The organism is Campylobacter ureolyticus (genome assembly GCF_013372225.1).
GTDB lineage: Bacteria > Campylobacterota > Campylobacteria > Campylobacterales > Campylobacteraceae > Campylobacter_B > Campylobacter_B ureolyticus.
Genome location: NZ_CP053832.1, coordinates 344,781 through 364,181, shown reverse-complemented (window position 1 = coordinate 364,181; position 19,401 = coordinate 344,781). Strand labels below are relative to the sequence as shown.

Below are 19,401 nucleotides of genomic sequence, written 5' to 3'. Positions count from 1 at the left end.
CATTTACTAATTAGTCATTAGAAAATTATAAATATCATCTAGGAGAAAATATTTTTTATCTAAAAGCCCACGATAATATACCTTGAAAGTGTTATTATAAGCGTCTTTGAAAAAATCTTCTTTTGCAAGATTTAAAATCTCCTTATTTACAGCTTTTAATAATTCAGTATTTCCCTTTTCTACTCCTACAGCAACCATATCTGTATTGCCCACCATTTTAACACTCAACTCGTAATTTGAATCTAAAACTGGCAAAACCCCAAGAGCTAAAACAGCATGAAAATATCCATCAGCTTCTCCAGACTTTAACTTATCAAAACAATCCTGCAATCCTGTGCACGATTTTATATTTATATCTGAAAACATTAATTTTTCTTTATCAACATATTCACTTGAGGTTGTACCAGGGACAACGAGCAATGTTTTACCTTTAAAATCAGATAATTTTTTAATTTGTTTTGATTTTTTCGAAACTATAGACATATTTGTTGTTAGATATGGGGTGGAAAAATCAATTTCCTCTTCTCTTTGCTGTGTTATAGCCATACCCGCTATTGCAAGATCTATTTGATTTTCTTTAAGCATAGGAATTCTTTCCTTACCGCTTATTGGCACAAAAACTACATTGCCTTGATTATTTAAAATTCTATTGCCTATTTTTTCTGCAAGTAAAATTTCAAAACCTTCAAGCTTTCCATCTTTTAACAAGCCAAGTGGTGGAAAATCTTTTCTAACGCCAATTCTAATCTCTTTTTTTGATAAAATCTCATTTAGAGAATTTGCATAGAGTTGACAAACCAACAAACTTAATAAAAAAACGATTGACAATTTTCGCATTTTACTCCTCCTAATTTTTATTTATTTAAAACATCCAGCTAATTTTATCATTTTTATTATTTATTTATAATAAATATTTATATGTATATATTGTAAATTTAATATATATTCGATTTTTCTAGACCCAAACCCCCAGCTAAGCCAATAATAAAGCCTTTTAATGATTTAGAAGTTAAATCAATTTTAAAATTAGCTAAGAAAAAAGATGAAAGATTTTATCTTTATTTATGTATTGCTTTTTATACAGGAATGAGAACTGGCGAGATCTTAGCATTGAAATTTAATCTAATTGATTATGAAAAAAGAGTAATTTATATAAAATCTACAAGGGGTCAATTTGGAGAGCATAGCCCAAAAACAATAGGAAGTATAAGAAGTATTCCTATATTTGATGATCTTTATAAGGTTTTAGAAAAGTATAAAATTTATAACAAAAGTAAAGACTACATTTTTAAAACTCAATATAATAAGCCTTATACTGGATCAAGGGCATTAATAAAATATTACTGGCAGCCCATACTAAAAAAACTAAACTTAGAATTTAGAAATTTATATACTACTAGACACACATTTGCAACAAATATATTAAAAAAAGGAATATTAACACCGCACGAATTAGCCCATATACTAGGACATAATACTACTGAAATGGTTTTTAATAGATATGTTAAATTTCTTGCTAATCAAAATGATAATTTTAAAAGAGATGTAAGCATTTATTAGAAGTATTCTTAATTTTTTCTTTAATGGTGCGATCAGCGAGACTTGAACATTACACATATAAATATTTTTTATCTATTGTATATTATTTTTCTTATGTAACTTTAAAAAACAAAACCCTCTTTTCCCTCCTAAAAGTGTTTGATTTGCGATGGAGCAAAGCGACAATATCGCAAATCGTGGCGTAGTTTTTTAGACACCTAAAAAACAAGCCACACCGCAGGCGGTGAGTTCGCCCCCGCTTGGCGAACGAACGGATAAAGCCTGCCCCTACCAAGCGTAATTAAAAAAATATAAATTCACTTAAAAATTTATAATTTTCATAAGACCATAAAAAGCACTAAGACCCCGCGTTAGGGATTGTAGCGGTATCCTTTTTCGCCCCAGCGAAAAAGATACAAGCGAAAAGCCCGACCCGTAGGGGAACGCCCAAAAAGAAAACAAAATAAAAAATATTAAAACTAAAATCAAAACTAAAACTAAACTTAAAAAACCTATTAAAACTAAAATAAAACCTTTTAAAATTTGAGTTTAAATTTAAGGGTGGCGGTGCGGTGCGTGGGTGAGTGCGGACGCTTTGCGGACGCACGAACAAAAGCACCGCTCTTGTGTCCTTATATACTAATGTAAGCAGTAAAAAAAATTAATACATTTCTATTTTTATAGCTTTACTTTTATCTTTAAATCTTTCACCTTTTGTTTTACACATTGTAGCTTCTGCTTCATTGTATGAAACTTTGTAACAATAATCGCCTTTATATTCTTCAAATTTGATTTCTATGTTTTTATCCCATTTTGTTTTATTTATTCTTTCTAATTGTATATTATCGTTTTCATATTTCCATAAGTAATCTTGTTTTTTATCAAACATATAAAACGATCTATCATTTTTAAATTTAAATTTCCATTCTTGTGCCGTATAATTTAAAAAACTTGTTATTACCCTATCCATTGTTAAAGTCCATTCACCTTCAATTTTTAAATTATCGAATTTGTTAATTTTTTCTTTAAATTTTTCTTTTTCTTTTTGTTCATCAACTTGCTTGTTTCCAGTTGCTATATTTAGCATTTCTTTACCTAGTAGTTGAATTCCTTGTTTCATTCCATCGGATACAGCTTTTCCTACATCTAGGCTATAATCTTGTGCTTTTAATAATGCTATAAATAATAAAAATATGGATACTTTTTTCATTTTTTACCTTTATAAATTTATCTTTTTAGAAATTAATGCTCTTTGCTTTATGTTTTCTAATTTTTCAAGGTATTTTTTTGTTTCTTCTATTTGCTCATCTAATGCCAAACCTTGATTAATTAATCTTATTAATTCGGGTTTTTCTTTTTCCCAGTTTGTTAATGTATTTCTACTTACATTTAAAAGCTTTGCTAATTCTTGTCTATTCATAGGCATATATCTTTAAATTTTAAATTTTTTGCACAATATTTATGCGGATAAAGGATACATTAAGAAAATATTAGGTAATATCTTTTTAAAGATTTGCACAATAGTTGTGCGTAATCTTTTATCAGCTTAAATTTTGTTAATCATTTCAACACAATTCTAACAAATTTAAGCAAATTTAACCCTTAACTGACCACTCCGCCAGAGAGTAGAGATCTGTAGGGAGATAACGGGGCGTTAAGTTATGCACATACCTTAAAAGGTATTGACCTAAAAAAGTCATTAAACTTTTTAGTAGGGTGGTAAGGATACTCCGCCCTACTTTAAAATAAATCTAAAAGTATCAAAAATAAAAATAAGGAGTATCCTATGTCAAGTGCAGTTTTAAACTACATCGAAAAAAACACAAATTTAACCTTTAGTTTTGACAATCAGTTCAAAAGATTTTCATATATAACATTTTTCCCTATTCAAGCAAATTCTAGCAACGATATAGATGAACAAGGTAAAAAAACCTTTTGGTTTCAATTAGTATCAACATATAAATCAACTTATCAAAGCATAAACGAATTAGGCGAAGTAAGCCAAGATAACGCAACAGTAAAAACCTTATATGTAAAATTTCCTATGCAATATCTTTTAGATCAAAAACTCACAGCCGATAAAGTTAGGAAATTCTTTACTGATAATTTTGTAGGTAAAAAGTTCATCACTTTACCAGTAGGTGAAGAAATGCCAGTTTTTGAATTCAAAAACAATGTTAGAAATATCGTTAAAAATTGTTCTCAGGTAAATATTGATGAAAACTTTGATCTACAAGTTTTTATTAATGAATTTGAAAAACCTAAAACTACTAAATAAATTCTACAAAGCCTATTAAAAAAATAGGCTTGATAGAGTTTATAAAAATAAACTCAAATCCAAATAAAGGAGTTCGATATGAATAAGTTAAAAAACTTTTTCAAATCAACAAAAGCTAAAGTTGGCACACTTGCTGTGGCTGGTTTAGTTGGTGTATCTAGTGCAAACGCTGCTGGTGTAACTGTTGATCCTGCTACTGGTGTAATGACTGGATCTATTGACCCTGCTCCATTTATGTCCGGAGCAGCTATTATCCTTGGTGCTCTTGGTGCTTTTTGGTGCGTAAGAAGAGTAATCGGTCTTTTTGGCAGATAAGAGTTGCACTATGGGAATAGATCTAACTAAACTTATACTTTTTACTAATAGTTATATAGCTGTGATTATTGTAGCTTTATTTAGTGTAAAAATTATTAATGCTGTGTTAGATCTATTCCACAAATAAGGCTTATAAATGAACTCTATGCAGATTTTAGAGATGACAGGTTTAAGCGTAGATAAATATAATGAAATGATGGCTTTAAGTGGTATTTTATGCGGTTTTACTTTAACTTTTATGCTTTTACTTTTCATAAGTCAAATAAAATAATAAGGAGATAAAAAAATGGAATTTACAGCTCTAACCTTAACAGGTGTTAAAAGTTTTGATTATTTTTTCTCTTTATTTTTTTATTTTAATTTAGGGACAGTTTCCCTTTTTTTAGTTTTAGTTCTTTTTACTAGAAAGTGGTAAAAATGTTTTCTATAGTATCCTTAAGGCTTTACAAATGAAACCTATATTTAAATTTATATCTATATTTTTCATATTATTAAATTTTAATCTTTTTGCAGATTGCACCCCAAAAGATAGAAATGATAAGTATTTAACTAGTTCTAAAAGGGAATCTGTTTCATCTCGCAATGAAGCCTATACAGATCAGTTATGTTTTAGTACTTATCGACATTCTAATCAAAGTTTTATAGTTGTTGATTTAATTGAAGATTATAATGTTGGTAATTGTGGTTATGCTGGTGGAAAGTTTTACGACCATATAAATAAAGCTTATTTTTATTATGATGTTTATTCTGGAAATTTAAAAGCTTATTCTGTAAAAGAAGTTGATAGATGTCTTACTGAATGCCCTGAAGGTTATATTATAGATTTAGGCTCTAGACAGTGTATAAAAGAATGTCAAGAAAATGAAATTTATAACCCTGAAACTAAACAGTGTGATGTTAACCTTTGTTTATCTGGTGGCTTTGGTAATTTTAAAGAAGCTATAAATTTATTCGGCTCTTCAAAAACTTATTCAGTAATAACTAATGATCCTAATTCTTTGGGTCTTAATTGTTATGATGCCTTTAATAAAAAAACTTATTGTGATGATAAATATTCTTGTGTATTGGAATGTGATACTGGCTCTATTGCTTTATCTGATGAAGATGTTTGCTCTTCTTATTATCCATATAATAAGCCTGATGATGGAAAAGGCGGAGATGATGGAAAAGGCGGAGATGATGGAAAAGGCGGAGATGATGGAAAAGGTGGAGATGATGGAAAAGGTGGAGATGATGGAAAAGGCGGAGATGATGGAAAAGGTGGAGATGATGGAAAAGGTGGAGATTATGACCATGATTCAGATACTCCGCCAGTTCCTAAGCCTGATGACAATTCAAGTGGTAATGATTTCAACAATGAAAATTTAAAAAAAATTAAAGATAGGCTAGACGATCTTTTAGACAGTAAGGATTATGAAGATTTTGATAAAAAAGATTTAGATTTTCAGGTTAAAGATGGTGAAAATATTTTAAAACAGCTTTCAGATGGAATGTCTGAAATTAAAAAATCAACTGAGACAATTATTAAAGATATAAAAAATGAAGGATTGAAATTTAAAAGTAGTTTAGATAGTGCAATATCTAAATTAAAAAATCCTTTAGGCGTAAATATTAGTAATTATAAAACTTGTAATTGTTTATATTCCAAGCCTTTAAATTTAGGCTTTAAATCTATTCAAATAGAGATCAATCCTTGTGAAATGATATGTAAAATTAATAGCGTTACTTATCTTGTTTTTTATGTAACTTTCTTTTATATTTTTTTAAGATTTGTTATTTTTGCACTATTTAAAATATTTTAAAAGGAGATAAATAAATGGCTTTACCTTTAGTTGGTGCTTTACCTAGTATTATCTCTGGCATTGCTACTGGCATACTTTTTATATATAGATTTATAAAAAGTGGTGCATTATGGTTTTTAACTAAATTTGTAACTTATTGGGCTATTGTTTGGATAAATGGTTTTATACTTACTATTACTATTCTATATTATGGCTTAGTAATTAAAATTTTACTTGAAACTTATGGTTTTATAGATGATTTTATTAATGTTTTAAGTTTTAAAAATACAAGTTCTGAAGTTGCTAACTTGACAAGAGACATTTTTGGATCTGCTTTGTTTTTTCAAGCCTTAAATGATGTTATAAATTTATTTAAGCCTATTGTTTCTTTAGTTTTTGTTTCTGTTGGTTATGCTGTTGGCACTAAATTTTTCTTATCTTTAAGAAATTCAATACTTTCTTTAATTATTGCAAAGATTTAAAAATGGCTATTTCATATATAACAGGCATTCCAGGAAGTGGTAAAAGCTACTTTGCAGTTTATCAAATCTATAAAGAATTTTTAGAAGAACCAAAGAAAAAAGGTTTTTTAAATTTTAAAAAACAAGCACCTAAAAAAAGTAAATATCTGTTTTTATACACAAATATAAACCAGTTTAAATTTGAGTTAAAAGATAACTTTATTCCATTTGACAATATAGATTTTAATTTCAAATTAAACATTTTATATCAAGTTTATAAAAGTGTTGATGGTAAAGATGACACACTTCTTATTGAAAAAGCTAAAGAATTAGACCTTTATCAGGTTTTAATCGTTTTAGATGAAGCACATAACTTTTTAAATGATAAAGAAGATGAAGTTTTAAAATGGTGGCTAACTTATCACAGGCATTTATACCAAGATATCATTTTAATAACTCAAGATTTCAGCCTTATAGCAACAGGTTATAAATCAATAGCAGAATATTTTTATAAAGCAATTCCCGCCCAACTAAGGCTATTTAAAAACAAATTTAGATACCAACAATTTTCAAGTTATAAGCTTTATGATAAAGATTTAGTTAATCGCAAGGGTATTCATATACCAATACTGCCTGAAGTATTTGCTCTTTATCATTCAGGCGATAAAACTTCTACTAAAAGCTTTATCAGACAACTTATAGTTATTGGCATTATGATTTTTATTTTACTTTTTATCGGTTTTAAGTTTTTTATAAACAAAGTTCTTTTAAAAGATGTTCCTAAAAATGAACCTGCTATATCAGATCAACAAACTGATTTATCTACAAATGATTTTTTAAAACCAGTTGAAAAAAATCAAGATTTAAATTTCGAAAGTAAATATAACTTTGTATATGTTTTTTACTGCTTAAAAGGATATTGCAACTTAAAAGATGAAAAAGAATTTTACCCTCATGACATAGTTTCAAATATCGTTTTAAGTTCAGATCCTGTTTACGCTAAAGAAATATCAAGTTTTAAAAATATGCAAATTTATGTTTATGTTTTTAAAGATCCTGTATTTGATTTTTTAAAAACAAAAAAAGGAGTATCCGAAAATGAAAAAGATAGTTTTAACAATTCTACTTTTAACAACTTTAAGCTTTAGCAGACAACACGAAATTAACCTTTATAATTTTGCTGATGCTGTAGCAGTTCATAACAACGCCCAAATTTTAATTAGTGGCGATATTGAATTAAATAGCTTTTATTTTTATACTAAAGATAATGAACCACTTCCAAGCCTTGAAGTATTTAAAAAAATGCTTGAATTAAAAGGCTTAAAACTTTTAACATCTAAGAAAGGTTTTTATTTTGTTTATGATCCTTATAGGTCAAAGCAAGAAAAAGAGTATATCGACTTTGAAGATTATTTAAAAGGTGGTAACTCTGTAGGTTTTAAGAGTTATGTTGAAGATGATATCACAAAAGATAAACTAAGGTATGTAAAATTAAAAAATAACTCTTACTTAGAGATTTCAGATATTTTATTAAATTTAGATAAGAATTGCACTTATATTGCAAAAGATAACGCAGTATCATTTTTAGCAAATGATGAAATTTATTCACAGATTTTAGAGGCAATAAATAGCCTTGATGAGAAAAAATTAGATCAGATCACTTTTAAAATAACAATACTTGAAACAGATCTTAACAATGCTAGAAATTTAGGCACTGAATTAAATAGTTTATTAAAAGTTATTGATAGAAACGATCTTTCATTTTTTGCAAATTTAATATCTGCTCCTTATAATTTAACTACTAATGTTATACGATCTAAAAAAGATAAATTCTATGGAGTGTTAAATTTCTTAGATACTAATAACATAAGTAAAATAAAAAGTTCGCCATTTTTAACTGCTAAAAGTAATACAAGTGTTTATTTTAGTGTTGTTGAAAATATTCCATATTTGATTACAAATTCAAAATACACACAATCAGGCACTAGCTCACAAAACTCTTACGAGTATAGAGATGTAGGCTTAAAGCTTACTATAAAACCAGTTATTTTTGATGATTATATAGATTTTGATCTGCATTTGGTATTTGATAGTTTATTAGATCAAAATTCTTTAACTCCAGTTACAAAGAAAAAAGAATTAAGAAGTAATTATACTCTTAATAAAGGTGATGTATTAGTTTTATCAGGTATCAATCAAGAAAACGATTTTAAATACAGAAGTGGAATACCTATTTTAAAAGATATTTGGCTTTTAAAATATCTTTTCAGTTATGAATTTACAAAAAAATCATCTAATGTTTTAACGATCACAATAGAGGCGATTTAAAATGAATGTTTATAAAAAAGATAGCAAATTTTACCTTTTTAATTCTCATTTTGAAAAGTTAAATTTTGCTTACGGTGTTACACCTAAAATAAGATCTATTGTTAAAAACCAGCTTGAAAAAAATATCAATTATTTAAAAAACTCTTACATTGAAATTGATGGAGTAAATGAAGTTACCTTATTTGATTGTTCTATGGCTGCAAATATTCAACCACAAAAATATCACGCAGAATTATATAACCGTATTAATACAATGCGTAAAATTGCTAAAAATAAAGGCTTTGATACACCTATTTTTATCACTCTTACACCGCCTAGCTATTTGAAACCTTTAAAGCAAGTAAAACTAAAATCTAAAGACACTTATAAGCTTGTTGATAATCCTAAATTTAACGGCGATAAATACTATATACAAAAAAGTAGGGAGTATTTAACAGATGTTTGGCGTAGATTTTTAAATCACGGTATTTTTAAAGATATTAAAAAAGAATTTAAAGAAAGAATGATTTTTTTAAGAACTTATGAGCCTTTTTTAGATGGTAGTTGTCACGCTCATATTGTTTTATTTATACCAAGTAAATATAAAGAAAGATTTGTAAAACTAGCCAAAAGATATTTTAAAACAAAAACAGATATAAAAACAGAATTTAAAGGAAATATCGGCGGAGTTGTAGCCTATCTTTTAAAATATGTTTTAAAAACCTTTATAAACGGAAAAAATGGAGAGTTAAGCGATATAGCTTATTGGTATATCTACAATAAAATAAGGCGTTTTTCAACTAGTAGAACGCTTTTACCCATGCACTTTTATAGAAAAATCAAAGGAAGAGATTTTTTACAAGATCTAGAAGAAATGACAAATTTATATAACAATGGTTATATAAGTTGTGATTTAATTGCTGATCCTTTTAAAATGGCTAGTGGTGAAAAAATGCTCTCAACTGACTTTACAATAGACGCTATTATAGTATCTATTAATGGTTTTTATGAAACTATACATTACGTAGCTTATAAGCGTAATCAAAGCGTTAAGCTTGTTTTACCTGATAAAGAAATAGGCATTAATGGACTTCAAGCAAAACTACAAAAACCAACTGCAAAAGCAAAAGATTTAAGACAATACAATAAATCAGTTAGTAGAAATATGGCAATGAGTAAAAAAGAGCTTCAGCACTTTTATAGATATGATAATGTAAAAGAAAAAAATTACTATACTATGAGTGATTTTGAAATAGTGCAAGAGTATTTATATCTTACAAACTTTTACAATGATGAGTTTAACAATCCCGTAAAATTAGCTATTTTAGAAAATGAAATGCTGGATCGTGATCTAAATAATTTTACAGGCGAAACAACTTATCATTATATCGGTGATAGCGATGAACTTTATAATAAATTTATTGATAAAGAAAAAATGTTTTTGGATTTTTAAATATGAAATTTCATCATTATTCAAATTTGTTTTTAAAAATTGGATATCCAAGCTGGAAACCAGCAACGCGGTATAAATATAAAAATATCACAAAAAAGATAAATGCAGTTTTTAAAAATAGAGAAATTGAAAACATAAAAGTAAGTGAAGTAAAACTATATCTTTCAACTCTTAGCCAAACTTTAACTTATAAGACAATAAAAGACTATAAAAGTGTTTTAAATCAGATCTTTGATCTTGCTAAATTTGATGAAGTAATATCTAAAAATCCAACTCACTATATTAAACCTAAACCCCCAGCTAAGCCAATAATAAAGCCTTTTAGTGATTTAGAAGTTAAATCAATTTTAAAATTAGCTAAGAAAAAAGATGAAAGATTTTATCTTTATTTGTGTATTGCTTTTTATACAGGAATGAGAACTGGCGAGATCTTAGCATTGAAATTTAATCTAATTGATTATGAAAAAAGATTAATTTACATAAAATCTACAAGGGGTCAATTTGGAGAACATAGCCCAAAAACAACAGGAAGTATAAGGAGTGTTCCTATATTTGATGATCTTTACAAAATTTTAGAAAATTATAAAATTTATAACAAAAGTAAAGATTATATTTTTAAAACTCAATATGATAAACCCTACACTGGATCAAGAGCATTAATAAAATATTACTGGCAACCAATACTAAAAAAACTAAACTTAGAATTTAGAAATTTATACACTACTAGGCACACATTTGCAACAAATATTTTAAAAAAAAGGATATTAACTCCGCACGAACTTGCCCATATACTAGGACATAATACCACTGAAATGGTTTTTAACAGATATGTAAAATTTCTTGCTAATCAAAACGATAATTTTAAAAGAGATGTAAGCATTTATTAGAAGTATTCTTAATTTTTTCTTTAATGGTGCGATCAGCGAGACTTGAACTCGCATGAGCGTGGCTCACTACCCCCTCAAGATAGCGTGTCTACCAGTTCCACCATGATCGCATAAAAAGGAGTTACCCTGAAAAATCAGGGTAAAAAATTAGTTAGCTACAGCTTTTAGTGCGTCTGTAACAAATGGGTTTGCAAAAAGCAAAATAAAGCAAATTACAAGTGCATAAATAACTTGAGCTTCAATCATAGCCAAAGAAATATACATTGTAGTTGAAAGCTTGTTAGAAACGCTTGGGTTTCTTGCTATTCCTGAAATAGTTGCAGAAGCAGCATTTCCCATACCTAAAGCACCACCTAATGCAGCAATTCCTAAAACAATAGAACCACCAATAACTGAGCAAGCAGTTATAGTTGTATATGAGCCAAGCAGCTCATTGTCAGCTCCAAAAGCAAAGCCAACTAATGCAAACATAAGAAAAAATAGTTTTTTCATATGATAATCCTTAAAAATTTATTTTATTTAAAGTCTTTTCGGATCATTTCCCCTACTTAGAAAACTTTAAACACATAATTATATAAAAAATAAGCTTTTAAATTGATTAAAAATTGAGAATTTGCGAGTGCAACTAACTATATGCACTCGCTTAATTTTATGCCTTTTTAGCTTTTAATAAATTTATTATCCAACAAATAAACATTACAGCTAAAAGTGCAAATGCAACAATATAAGCCAATAATGTACAAGTTGCCATATCAGCAAATTTCATAGATGGAATAAGATACCAACCCTCACTGTAAAGATTTGTAAAAAATTCCTGAATTGAGTTTAATGTAACACCATCTGGAATAATTGGCGCATCATATCCACAATCTCCAGTTGGCTGAAACCAATCAGGTGCCCATTTTGCTAGCGGAAGCCCAAAAGGAAAGCTAGGATCTGTCGAACATCCTTGCATACCCATCATAGCAAATGGATCATCTGAATGAACAGCTTTATGAATAGCACGAAGCTTAACGCTATATCCAATGCCAATAATTGCACCGTAAAATCCAAAAATATAACCTATTAACTTATTAATTACATTTTTTGGATTTATAGCAGCTATTAATCCACCAAGCGCCATTACAAGCATTGAAAATCTTATATAAACACATTGTTCGCAAGGTGCCATATGTAAATAGTTTTGAAAAAAACTATGAGCTAATAAAACCATACCAAGCATAGCCACAAACATAACTAGCCATAAAAATCTTTGGTCTTGCCATCTTGCTACTGTATTTATTGGCGAACTTTTAAAATTTTTCCATAAACCCATTAATTTTATCCTTAAAGTTAAATTTTATTTACTATTTCATACTATGAAGTTCTTTGATCATATCAGCCATTTGATCTATACCTTTAATAGCGCTTGTTTTAATAAGATATTTTCCATCCACAACAAATGCAGGAACACCCTGAACTTTTGCTATCATATAGGCATCTCCATTATTATCCATACCCCAAGAATTTAAAATATTTTTAACTTCGTCAGTGTTTAAAGCAGCTTCAAAATCAGCCTTATCTATACCTGCTGCTGCTAGAGCAGTATTTAAAAACGCATCTACATTTGCTTGGTTGCTTGCATCAGCTCCCCATCTTTCTTTTTTATCGTGATAAGCTTTATAAAGTGCAAATTTTGCTTTTTTAAATTTTGATTTATCATCTAATAAGTTTACTCCATCAGCATTATCTTTTGCAATTGCAACAGCTAAAACCTCACTACCATATTTACCAAAAACTCCTTTTGTAGCTAAATGATAAGGTACAAATTTCATATCAGAAACTTTTTCCATAACTGGTTTTGTAACTGCTTTATCATACTTATAGCAAAATGGACAATCATAACTAAATGCTTTTATAACTGTTCCTTCAGCGTTTGGAATAACCCTTTCAAGTAAAACGTAGTCTTTTCCTTCTTCTAAAGCATTAGCTCCTACGCCAACTACTAAAGCTAAAACAGCAATTGATTTTGCAACACTTTTAAAAATTGAAGATATTTTCATTTATTACTCCTTAAAAAATATTTTTGAAAATTTCAGTTCACATTTTATAATATTTTCGGTAAAAAGTCAAATTTAATTTACCTAAATTTTATTTGCAATACATATAAATTTATAAAATTTTATAAAATTAAAGTATTGCTTTACCTTATAAAGACTATTTTTAGGTATAATTTTACAAAAGTTTTAAAAATAAGATAAAAAATTTATTAAAAAAGGATTTAAAAATGGTAAATGACTTGGACAAACTAGGACTTACAAACATAAAAGAGATATATCACAATCTTAGCTACGATAAACTTTTCGAACATGAAGTTAAAAACAAAGAAGGTAGAGTAAGTGATAATGGGACTTTTATGGTTGATACAGGTATTTTTACAGGAAGAAGCCCAAAAGATAAGTATTTTGTGAAGCAAGACCCATCGCAAAAGTATATTGCTTGGGGAAATATCAATAAACCTATTTCAAAAGAACTTTTTGATAAACTTTATAAAAAAGCAAAATCTCAACTTTCAAACTCAGAAATTTATATCCAAGATGCGTTTTGTGGTGCAAGTATTTCAAGCAGAAAAAGCGTTAGATTTGTAACTCAAGTTGCGTGGCAAGCACATTTTGTAAAAAATATGTTTATCCGTCCAACCGAAGCGGAGCTAAAAGAATTTCATCCTGAATTTGTAGTGTATAACGCTTGTAAATGCGTGAATGAAGAGTATAAAAAAGATGGTCTTAATAGTGAGGTTTTTGTCATTTTTAATATTGAGGAAAATATTGCTGTAATTGGCGGAACATGGTATGGTGGGGAGATGAAAAAAGGAATTTTTTCAATGATGAACTATTGGCTTCCACTAGAAGGAAAACTTTCAATGCATTGTTCTGCAAACATTGGTAAAGATGGTGATACAGCTTTATTTTTTGGACTTAGCGGAACTGGAAAAACCACTCTCTCAACTGATTCAAATAGACAATTAATAGGCGATGATGAGCATGGCTGGGACGATGATGGCGTATTTAATTTTGAAGGTGGATGCTATGCAAAGTGCATAAATTTAGATCCAAAAAGTGAACCTGAAATTTATGCAGCTATCAAAAAAAATGCACTCTTAGAAAATGTTGTAGCTGATGAAAATGGAAAAGTTGACTATAGCAATGGCAGTAAAACAGAAAACACAAGAGTAAGTTATCCAATAACTCACATTAAGAATAGAAAAGAAAATTCACAAGGAAATCACCCTAAAAATATCATCTTTTTAACAGCAGATGCATTTGGTGTTTTACCGCCTGTTGCAAAGCTAAACAAAGAGCAAGCAATGTATTATTTCTTAAGTGGATATACTGCAAAAGTTGCAGGAACTGAAAGAGGCATAACTGAGCCAGTTGCAACATTTAGCGCTTGTTTTGGAGAGGCATTTTTACCACTTCACCCAACAGTCTATGCAAGACTTTTAGGTGAAAAAATAGATAAGCACGAAGTTAATGTATATCTTGTAAACACTGGCTGGAGTGGTGGTGAATACGGCATTGGCAAAAGAATGAGCATAAAAGCTACAAGAACTTGCATAAATGCTATTTTAGATGGAAGTATAAATAAATGTGAATTTGAAAATTTTGATATTTTTAATATCTTAATTCCAAAAGAGCTTAATGGCGTTGAAACAAAGCTTTTAAACCCAATAAACGCTTGGGCTGATAAAAAAAGATATGCCGAGTTAAAACTAAATTTAGCAAAAAGATTTATAGAAAATTTCAAAAGATATGAAGATGTAAAAGAAGGCGTTGAGTTTGCAAAAGCTGGACCAAATTTATAAGCTTTTAATTGCTTTCTCGCTGCTTTTTTTACTAAGTGCATGTGATGATAAAAAAGATCTTAAAACTCCACTGGAACCAACTGGTGGAGTTGTTTCAAATAATGCATTAAGCTACTTAAATTCTTTAAGGCTTAACTCAAATCTAAGCACACTTTCAAAAAATGATATTTTAACAACCTCAGCACAAAATCATGCAAAATATACTTTTACAAACAAGGTCGATTCGCATAATGAAGTTTCAAATTTGCCAAATTTCACAGGCGCAACCCCAAAAGATAGAGCTTTTAGTGTAGGATATTTTACGCAAATTAGTGAAAATTTGTCAGTTGGCGCAGAAGATGAAGTTGCCTCAATTGATGGATTAATGAGTGCTATTTATCACCGTTTTGGCTTTTTGGATACAAAAATAAACGAGATTGGATATGCCAAATTTGGTGATGAAAAATCTCAAAATTTCGTTTATAATATGGGAAATTCAAAACTAAATGATTTTTGTAAAAAGGCAAAATCTGATGATGGATATGGTAAATTTTACACAAAAGTTTGCAAAAATGAAAATGTTGCAATTTCTGGGGATAAATATAACTCTTTAAATAGAATTAATAGAAACGAATATGTTTATTTTCCAAACTCCAGCCAAACAAAAGCATTTTTTAGCAGAGAGACTCCTGATCCGATGCCTGAGTGTAAAATTACTGCAAATCCTGTAAGTATCGAATTTAATGAGTTTAGAAAACCTGTAAAAATGAAAAGTTTTAAGGTTTTTGAAAACGAAAATGAGCTTAAAAATAGTAAAATTTTAACTAAACAAAATGATCCAAATTCTATTTTTAATGAATTTCAATTTGCATTTTTTTCAAAAGATGTATTTAAGTTTAATCAAGATTATAAAGTTTTATTTTCTTACATTCAAGATAATAAAGAAAAAAACTTAGAATGGAGTTTTAAAACATCCTCACCCAAATTTCCATATTTTATTGTAAAAGATGGCGATAAAATAGGCGTTGAGGCAAATAAGTGGTATAGTATATTTTTTGAGCCTAATGATTGCAATGATGTTTTTACAAGCTATAAAACAACATATAGGTTCATGAAAAAGCCACTTATTGAGTCAGTTGATACAAATTTAATAAATATAAATTTAAGTGGCTCAAAAAATGCAAAACTTACTATAAAAACAGATAATGGAAAAAAAATAACTGTCTATATTACAAATAGTTCTGGTGGTTTTTTCATAAATAAACTTTATTTAGGCGTTATTTTAGTTATAGTTTTAGCTTTATTTTTTATAATTAGGAGAAGATAAATGCAAAAAATGTGGGAAGGAAGATTTAAAGAGGCAAGTTCAAAACTTTTAGAAGATTTTAATGCTTCAATTAGTTTTGATAAAGCTTTATATAAAGAAGATATTAACGGCTCAATAGCCCACGCTACAATGCTTTGTGAATGTGGCATTTTAACAAATGATGAAAAAGATAAAATTTGCAATGGATTAAATCAAATTTTAAATGAGATTGAAAATAACAAATTTGAATTTAAAATAGAAGATGAAGATATTCATATGGCTGTTGAAAAAAGACTAAGTGAAATTATCGGCAAAGAAATAGGTGGAAAACTTCACACAGCAAGAAGCAGAAATGATCAAGTTGCACTTGATTTTAGGATGTTTGTCTTAAATAAAAACAAAGAAATTTCTAATTTATTGCTTAAATTGATAAAAACATTAAACGAAATTGCTAAAAAAAATTTAAATACTTTAATGCCTGGCTTTACCCATCTTCAACATGCTCAACCAGTTAGCCTTGCATTTCATCTATTGGCTTATGCAAATATGTTTAAAAGAGATTTTGAAAGATTTCAAAATAGCTTTGAGAGAAATAACTTTTTACCGCTTGGAGCATGTGCATTAGCAGGAACACCACATCCAACTGATAGAAACATTACAGCAAGATTATTAAATTTTACTGCTCCAACACAAAATGCAATGGATAGTGTGAGTGATAGAGATTTTGCTTTAGAAATTTTATTTAATATAAGTGTTGTTTTTATGCACACTTCAAGACTTTGCGAAGAGCTTATTTTATGGAGTTCACAAGAGTTTAAATTTATTGAGATAAGCGACAAGTTTGCGACAGGCTCAAGCATAATGCCACAAAAGAAAAATCCTGATGTAGCTGAGCTAATACGCGGGAAAACAGGTAGAGTTTATGGAAATTTGATATCACTTTTAACCACTATGAAGTCTTTACCACTAGCGTACAATAAAGATATGCAAGAAGATAAAGAAGGAGTTTTTGATAGCGTAAAAACAGCTACTTCATCACTAATAATATTAAATGAAATGCTAAAAACTGCTATATTTAAAAATGAAAATATGGAAAAAGCTTGCCAAATGGGACATTTAAGCGCAACTGATTTGGCTGATTATCTAGTAAGTAAAAAAAATATTCCTTTTAGAGAAGCTCATTTTATAACTGGCAAATGTGTGGCATTGGCTGAAAGCAAAGGAGTAGATTTAAGCCAAATTTCATTTAAAGAATTACAAAGCGTTAATGAAATTTTTGATGAAGAGGCTTTAAAAGTTTTAGACTTGCATAACTCAAAAGAAGCTAGAAAAAACTTTGGCGGAACAGCAAATAAAAGCGTTTTAGTTCAAATTGAATTTATAGATGAGTTTTTAAAAATTAATGAAATTTAAATTTTTACAAGCAAAAAAGTAAAAAATTATAAATTAGAATTCCAAGAGTACTTTTGGAATTTTAATTTAATAACTTATTTGAATTTTTATTTAACTATTTTTTAAAATATCTGTATTCGTTTATTAAATTTAAAGGTATAGATAGCCAAATAGTTAGTGGTAAAGTAAACCAAAAAATAAGCATAACTAATACAAATACAAATGTTTGTTCTATAAAAATTATCCCAAGTTTTGATAAACTATTTAATATCTCTACACCATACAATATCAACATATAAATTTCTAAGATATTTATGAATATAAATGACTTAAATAAAAATATTTCATCGATTGATTTATAAAATTTATACATTAAGCATACTGAGATAGCGTATATAAAAATACAAATTAAATACAATGTACTTACTAAATAAAGTGAATCATATGGCGTTTTATTGGTTGATATAAATAAACAAAATGGAAAAATATTTAAAAATAAAATCAATAAATATTTTTTTATTTGTTTCAAATTTTTAAAATAAAATAATTTGCAAAATAAAATCAAAGATAAAAATATAATATATATTTTATAAAAAATAGCTTCAAAAAAAGATCCTATTAAAAAGTCGAAAACACCTATTTTGTTATCGTTATAGCTATCAACACAATCCAAACCACCAAAATATACAGCAAAAGCCATACCAACTAAAAATATAATAGCTTGAACTTTAACTAAAAAAATTCTTTTTTTAGTTGGCGATATTTGAGATTTTTCATTTGTCATTTTAGTTCCATTGCACTACAATTTTACAACTTTGAAAACTATAAAATATTTTCATCTATTTTATCCTTTAAATTTTTTATAAAATTTTATAGTGCTGCCAAGTATTTATATAATAAATTTTAAATGATAAAATAGCCCAAAAAGGGCTATTAAATTTACATCATTACAGGATATTTTGTATTTTCAAGGAAGTATTTTGAAGCTCCGCCTAAGAAAATTTCTCTAATTCCAGTATTTGTATCAATACCCGCTACAATCATATCAACTTCGTATTTATCAGCTGCTTTTAAAAGTGCTTGACCTGGAACTTTGCCTTCTGTCTTTACAACTTCAAAATTAGGATTAATACCATGAATATCAAGATAGTTTAAAATTCTTCCTTTTGTTTCATCCATTCCATCTTGTAAATAATGTTGAGAAGTTATACAAAATACCTCTTTTGCATTTTTAATGATTGGAAGTGCATTATGCAATGCTCTTGCACTTGATGTGCTACCTGTTAGGCTGAGTAAAATTCTATCTGCTTTAAACTCGGTCATTTTTCTTGGAAATGCAATAGCTGGCTTACCACTTTTTACAACAGAAGCTTCAAAAGTGCCTGTTATAACGCCATGCGGAGGAACTGCGGCCACTACTAAATCACAATATTTAGAGTGTTTTTCAACAAGTTCAGATCTTGTTCCAAGCATATTTCTTAAAAATGCACTATTTTTAGTGTGCTGATCCTCACTATATGTTATCCCAAGCTTTTTGCATTCCTCTTTTACAATTTTTTCATTTAAACTTTGCTCTTCAGCGAGTTCCTCTTTTGCAGTTCTTAAAAACTCATCAAGCATTATTCCGCCCCTAAGAGTCATTCTAGTATTATAAACAGTCTCAGGATCAAGCTGGCAAGCAATAATGCTAAGATGAGATCCAAAATACTTATTTATAAGTAAAGCTGCATGAATTCTCTCTCTTAGCTCTTCTCCGCCACCGATTGGAAAAAATAACTTTTTAAAATCCATATTAAATCCTTTTTAATGTATTTTACTTATTCTACTTTTTATTTACTAACAATGCCCTTAACTTTTAA

General features: G+C 28.4%; 21 protein-coding genes and 1 tRNA gene. 13 read left to right on the top strand and 9 right to left on the bottom strand.

Going from position 1 to position 19,401, the window contains the following annotated elements; all coding sequences use genetic code 11:
• Positions 1–6: 6 nt before the first annotated feature.
• Positions 7–837 carry a transporter substrate-binding domain-containing protein gene (locus tag CURT_RS01870; protein ID WP_018712385.1) on the bottom strand — a complete coding sequence of 277 codons (831 nt, stop codon included), beginning with the start codon at positions 835–837 and terminating at the stop codon, positions 7–9.
• Positions 838–942: 105 nt separating this feature from the next.
• Between CURT_RS01870 and CURT_RS01865 the strand changes: the two genes are divergently transcribed.
• Positions 943–1,560 carry a site-specific integrase gene (locus tag CURT_RS01865; protein ID WP_081617937.1) on the top strand — a complete coding sequence of 206 codons (618 nt, stop codon included), beginning with the start codon at positions 943–945 and terminating at the stop codon, positions 1,558–1,560.
• 640 nt (positions 1,561–2,200) lie between these two features.
• Here CURT_RS01865 and CURT_RS01860 read toward each other — a convergent pair.
• Together CURT_RS01860 and CURT_RS01855 are read right to left on the bottom strand one after the other, a co-directional pair.
• Complete coding sequence (locus tag CURT_RS01860) at positions 2,201–2,749, bottom strand: hypothetical protein (protein ID WP_018712387.1); 549 nt, start codon at positions 2,747–2,749, stop codon at positions 2,201–2,203.
• Between the two features lie 9 nt (positions 2,750–2,758).
• Positions 2,759–2,959, bottom strand: coding sequence for a hypothetical protein (locus CURT_RS01855; RefSeq protein ID WP_018712388.1), 201 nt, complete (start codon positions 2,957–2,959; stop codon positions 2,759–2,761).
• A gap of 366 nt (positions 2,960–3,325) precedes the next feature.
• On the opposite strand from CURT_RS01855, the gene CURT_RS01850 reads away from it, so the two are divergent.
• The 9 genes from CURT_RS01850 (at position 3,326) to CURT_RS01815 (ending at position 11,021) form a co-directional block, all read left to right on the top strand.
• Positions 3,326–3,817, top strand: a complete 492-nt coding sequence (locus CURT_RS01850) for a hypothetical protein (RefSeq protein WP_018712389.1) — start codon at positions 3,326–3,328, stop codon at positions 3,815–3,817.
• Positions 3,818–3,895: 78 nt separating this feature from the next.
• Positions 3,896–4,132, top strand: coding sequence for a hypothetical protein (locus tag CURT_RS01845; RefSeq protein ID WP_018712390.1), 237 nt, complete (start codon positions 3,896–3,898; stop codon positions 4,130–4,132).
• Between the two features lie 136 nt (positions 4,133–4,268).
• Complete coding sequence (locus CURT_RS09340; protein WP_018712391.1) at positions 4,269–4,403, top strand: hypothetical protein; 135 nt, start codon at positions 4,269–4,271, stop codon at positions 4,401–4,403.
• Between the two features lie 178 nt (positions 4,404–4,581).
• Positions 4,582–5,934, top strand: a complete 1,353-nt coding sequence (locus CURT_RS01840) for a hypothetical protein (RefSeq protein WP_018712393.1) — start codon at positions 4,582–4,584, stop codon at positions 5,932–5,934.
• A 14-nt stretch (positions 5,935–5,948) separates the two neighbouring features.
• Positions 5,949–6,395 carry a hypothetical protein gene (locus CURT_RS01835; protein ID WP_018712394.1) on the top strand — a complete coding sequence of 149 codons (447 nt, stop codon included), beginning with the start codon at positions 5,949–5,951 and terminating at the stop codon, positions 6,393–6,395.
• 2 nt (positions 6,396–6,397) lie between these two features.
• Positions 6,398–7,522: a zonular occludens toxin domain-containing protein gene (locus CURT_RS01830; protein WP_018712395.1), complete on the top strand. Its 1,125-nt coding sequence runs from the start codon at positions 6,398–6,400 to the stop codon at positions 7,520–7,522.
• Positions 7,473–8,702: a type II secretion system protein GspD gene (locus CURT_RS01825; protein WP_018712396.1), complete on the top strand. Its 1,230-nt coding sequence runs from the start codon at positions 7,473–7,475 to the stop codon at positions 8,700–8,702. Before CURT_RS01830 ends, CURT_RS01825 begins: the two co-directional genes overlap by 50 nt.
• Position 8,703: 1 nt before the next feature.
• On the top strand, positions 8,704–10,134 hold the full coding sequence (locus CURT_RS01820) for a replication endonuclease (protein WP_018712397.1): 1,431 nt from the start codon (positions 8,704–8,706) through the stop codon (positions 10,132–10,134).
• A gap of 2 nt (positions 10,135–10,136) precedes the next feature.
• Positions 10,137–11,021, top strand: a complete 885-nt coding sequence (locus CURT_RS01815) for a tyrosine-type recombinase/integrase (RefSeq protein WP_018712398.1) — start codon at positions 10,137–10,139, stop codon at positions 11,019–11,021.
• Between the two features lie 24 nt (positions 11,022–11,045).
• Here the strand turns inward: CURT_RS01815 and CURT_RS01810 are convergent.
• From CURT_RS01810 to CURT_RS01795, 4 genes are all read right to left on the bottom strand, one after another.
• Positions 11,046–11,131: transfer RNA gene (locus tag CURT_RS01810), tRNA-Leu, on the bottom strand.
• A 37-nt stretch (positions 11,132–11,168) separates the two neighbouring features.
• A complete protein-coding gene (gene atpE, locus CURT_RS01805) occupies positions 11,169–11,513 on the bottom strand; it encodes an ATP synthase F0 subunit C (RefSeq protein ID WP_016645977.1) in 345 nt (114 codons plus the stop codon).
• 157 nt (positions 11,514–11,670) lie between these two features.
• Entirely contained in the window at positions 11,671–12,336 is a 666-nt protein-coding gene (dsbI, locus tag CURT_RS01800; RefSeq protein ID WP_018712399.1) for a protein-disulfide oxidoreductase DsbI, read from the bottom strand.
• A 31-nt stretch (positions 12,337–12,367) separates the two neighbouring features.
• Complete coding sequence (locus CURT_RS01795; protein ID WP_018712400.1) at positions 12,368–13,063, bottom strand: thiol:disulfide interchange protein DsbA/DsbL; 696 nt, start codon at positions 13,061–13,063, stop codon at positions 12,368–12,370.
• A 224-nt stretch (positions 13,064–13,287) separates the two neighbouring features.
• Between CURT_RS01795 and pckA the strand changes: the two genes are divergently transcribed.
• Genes pckA through argH form a run of 3 tightly spaced genes read left to right on the top strand, consistent with a single transcriptional unit; the run spans position 13,288 to position 17,563 of the window.
• The gene (pckA, locus tag CURT_RS01790) at positions 13,288–14,865 is read left to right on the top strand and encodes a phosphoenolpyruvate carboxykinase (ATP) (RefSeq protein WP_018712401.1); all 1,578 of its coding nucleotides are present in this window, start codon (positions 13,288–13,290) and stop codon (positions 14,863–14,865) included.
• Complete coding sequence (locus CURT_RS01785) at positions 14,840–16,171, top strand: CAP domain-containing protein (protein ID WP_018712402.1); 1,332 nt, start codon at positions 14,840–14,842, stop codon at positions 16,169–16,171. Before pckA ends, CURT_RS01785 begins: the two co-directional genes overlap by 26 nt.
• Positions 16,172–17,563, top strand: coding sequence for an argininosuccinate lyase (gene argH / locus CURT_RS01780; RefSeq protein WP_018712403.1), 1,392 nt, complete (start codon positions 16,172–16,174; stop codon positions 17,561–17,563).
• 94 nt (positions 17,564–17,657) lie between these two features.
• On the opposite strand, the gene CURT_RS01775 is transcribed toward argH, so the two are convergent.
• Together CURT_RS01775 and CURT_RS01770 are read right to left on the bottom strand one after the other, a co-directional pair.
• A complete protein-coding gene (locus CURT_RS01775) occupies positions 17,658–18,326 on the bottom strand; it encodes a hypothetical protein (RefSeq protein ID WP_018712404.1) in 669 nt (222 codons plus the stop codon).
• A gap of 155 nt (positions 18,327–18,481) precedes the next feature.
• On the bottom strand, positions 18,482–19,333 hold the full coding sequence (locus CURT_RS01770; RefSeq protein WP_018712405.1) for a universal stress protein: 852 nt from the start codon (positions 19,331–19,333) through the stop codon (positions 18,482–18,484).
• Positions 19,334–19,401: the final 68 nt, after the last annotated feature.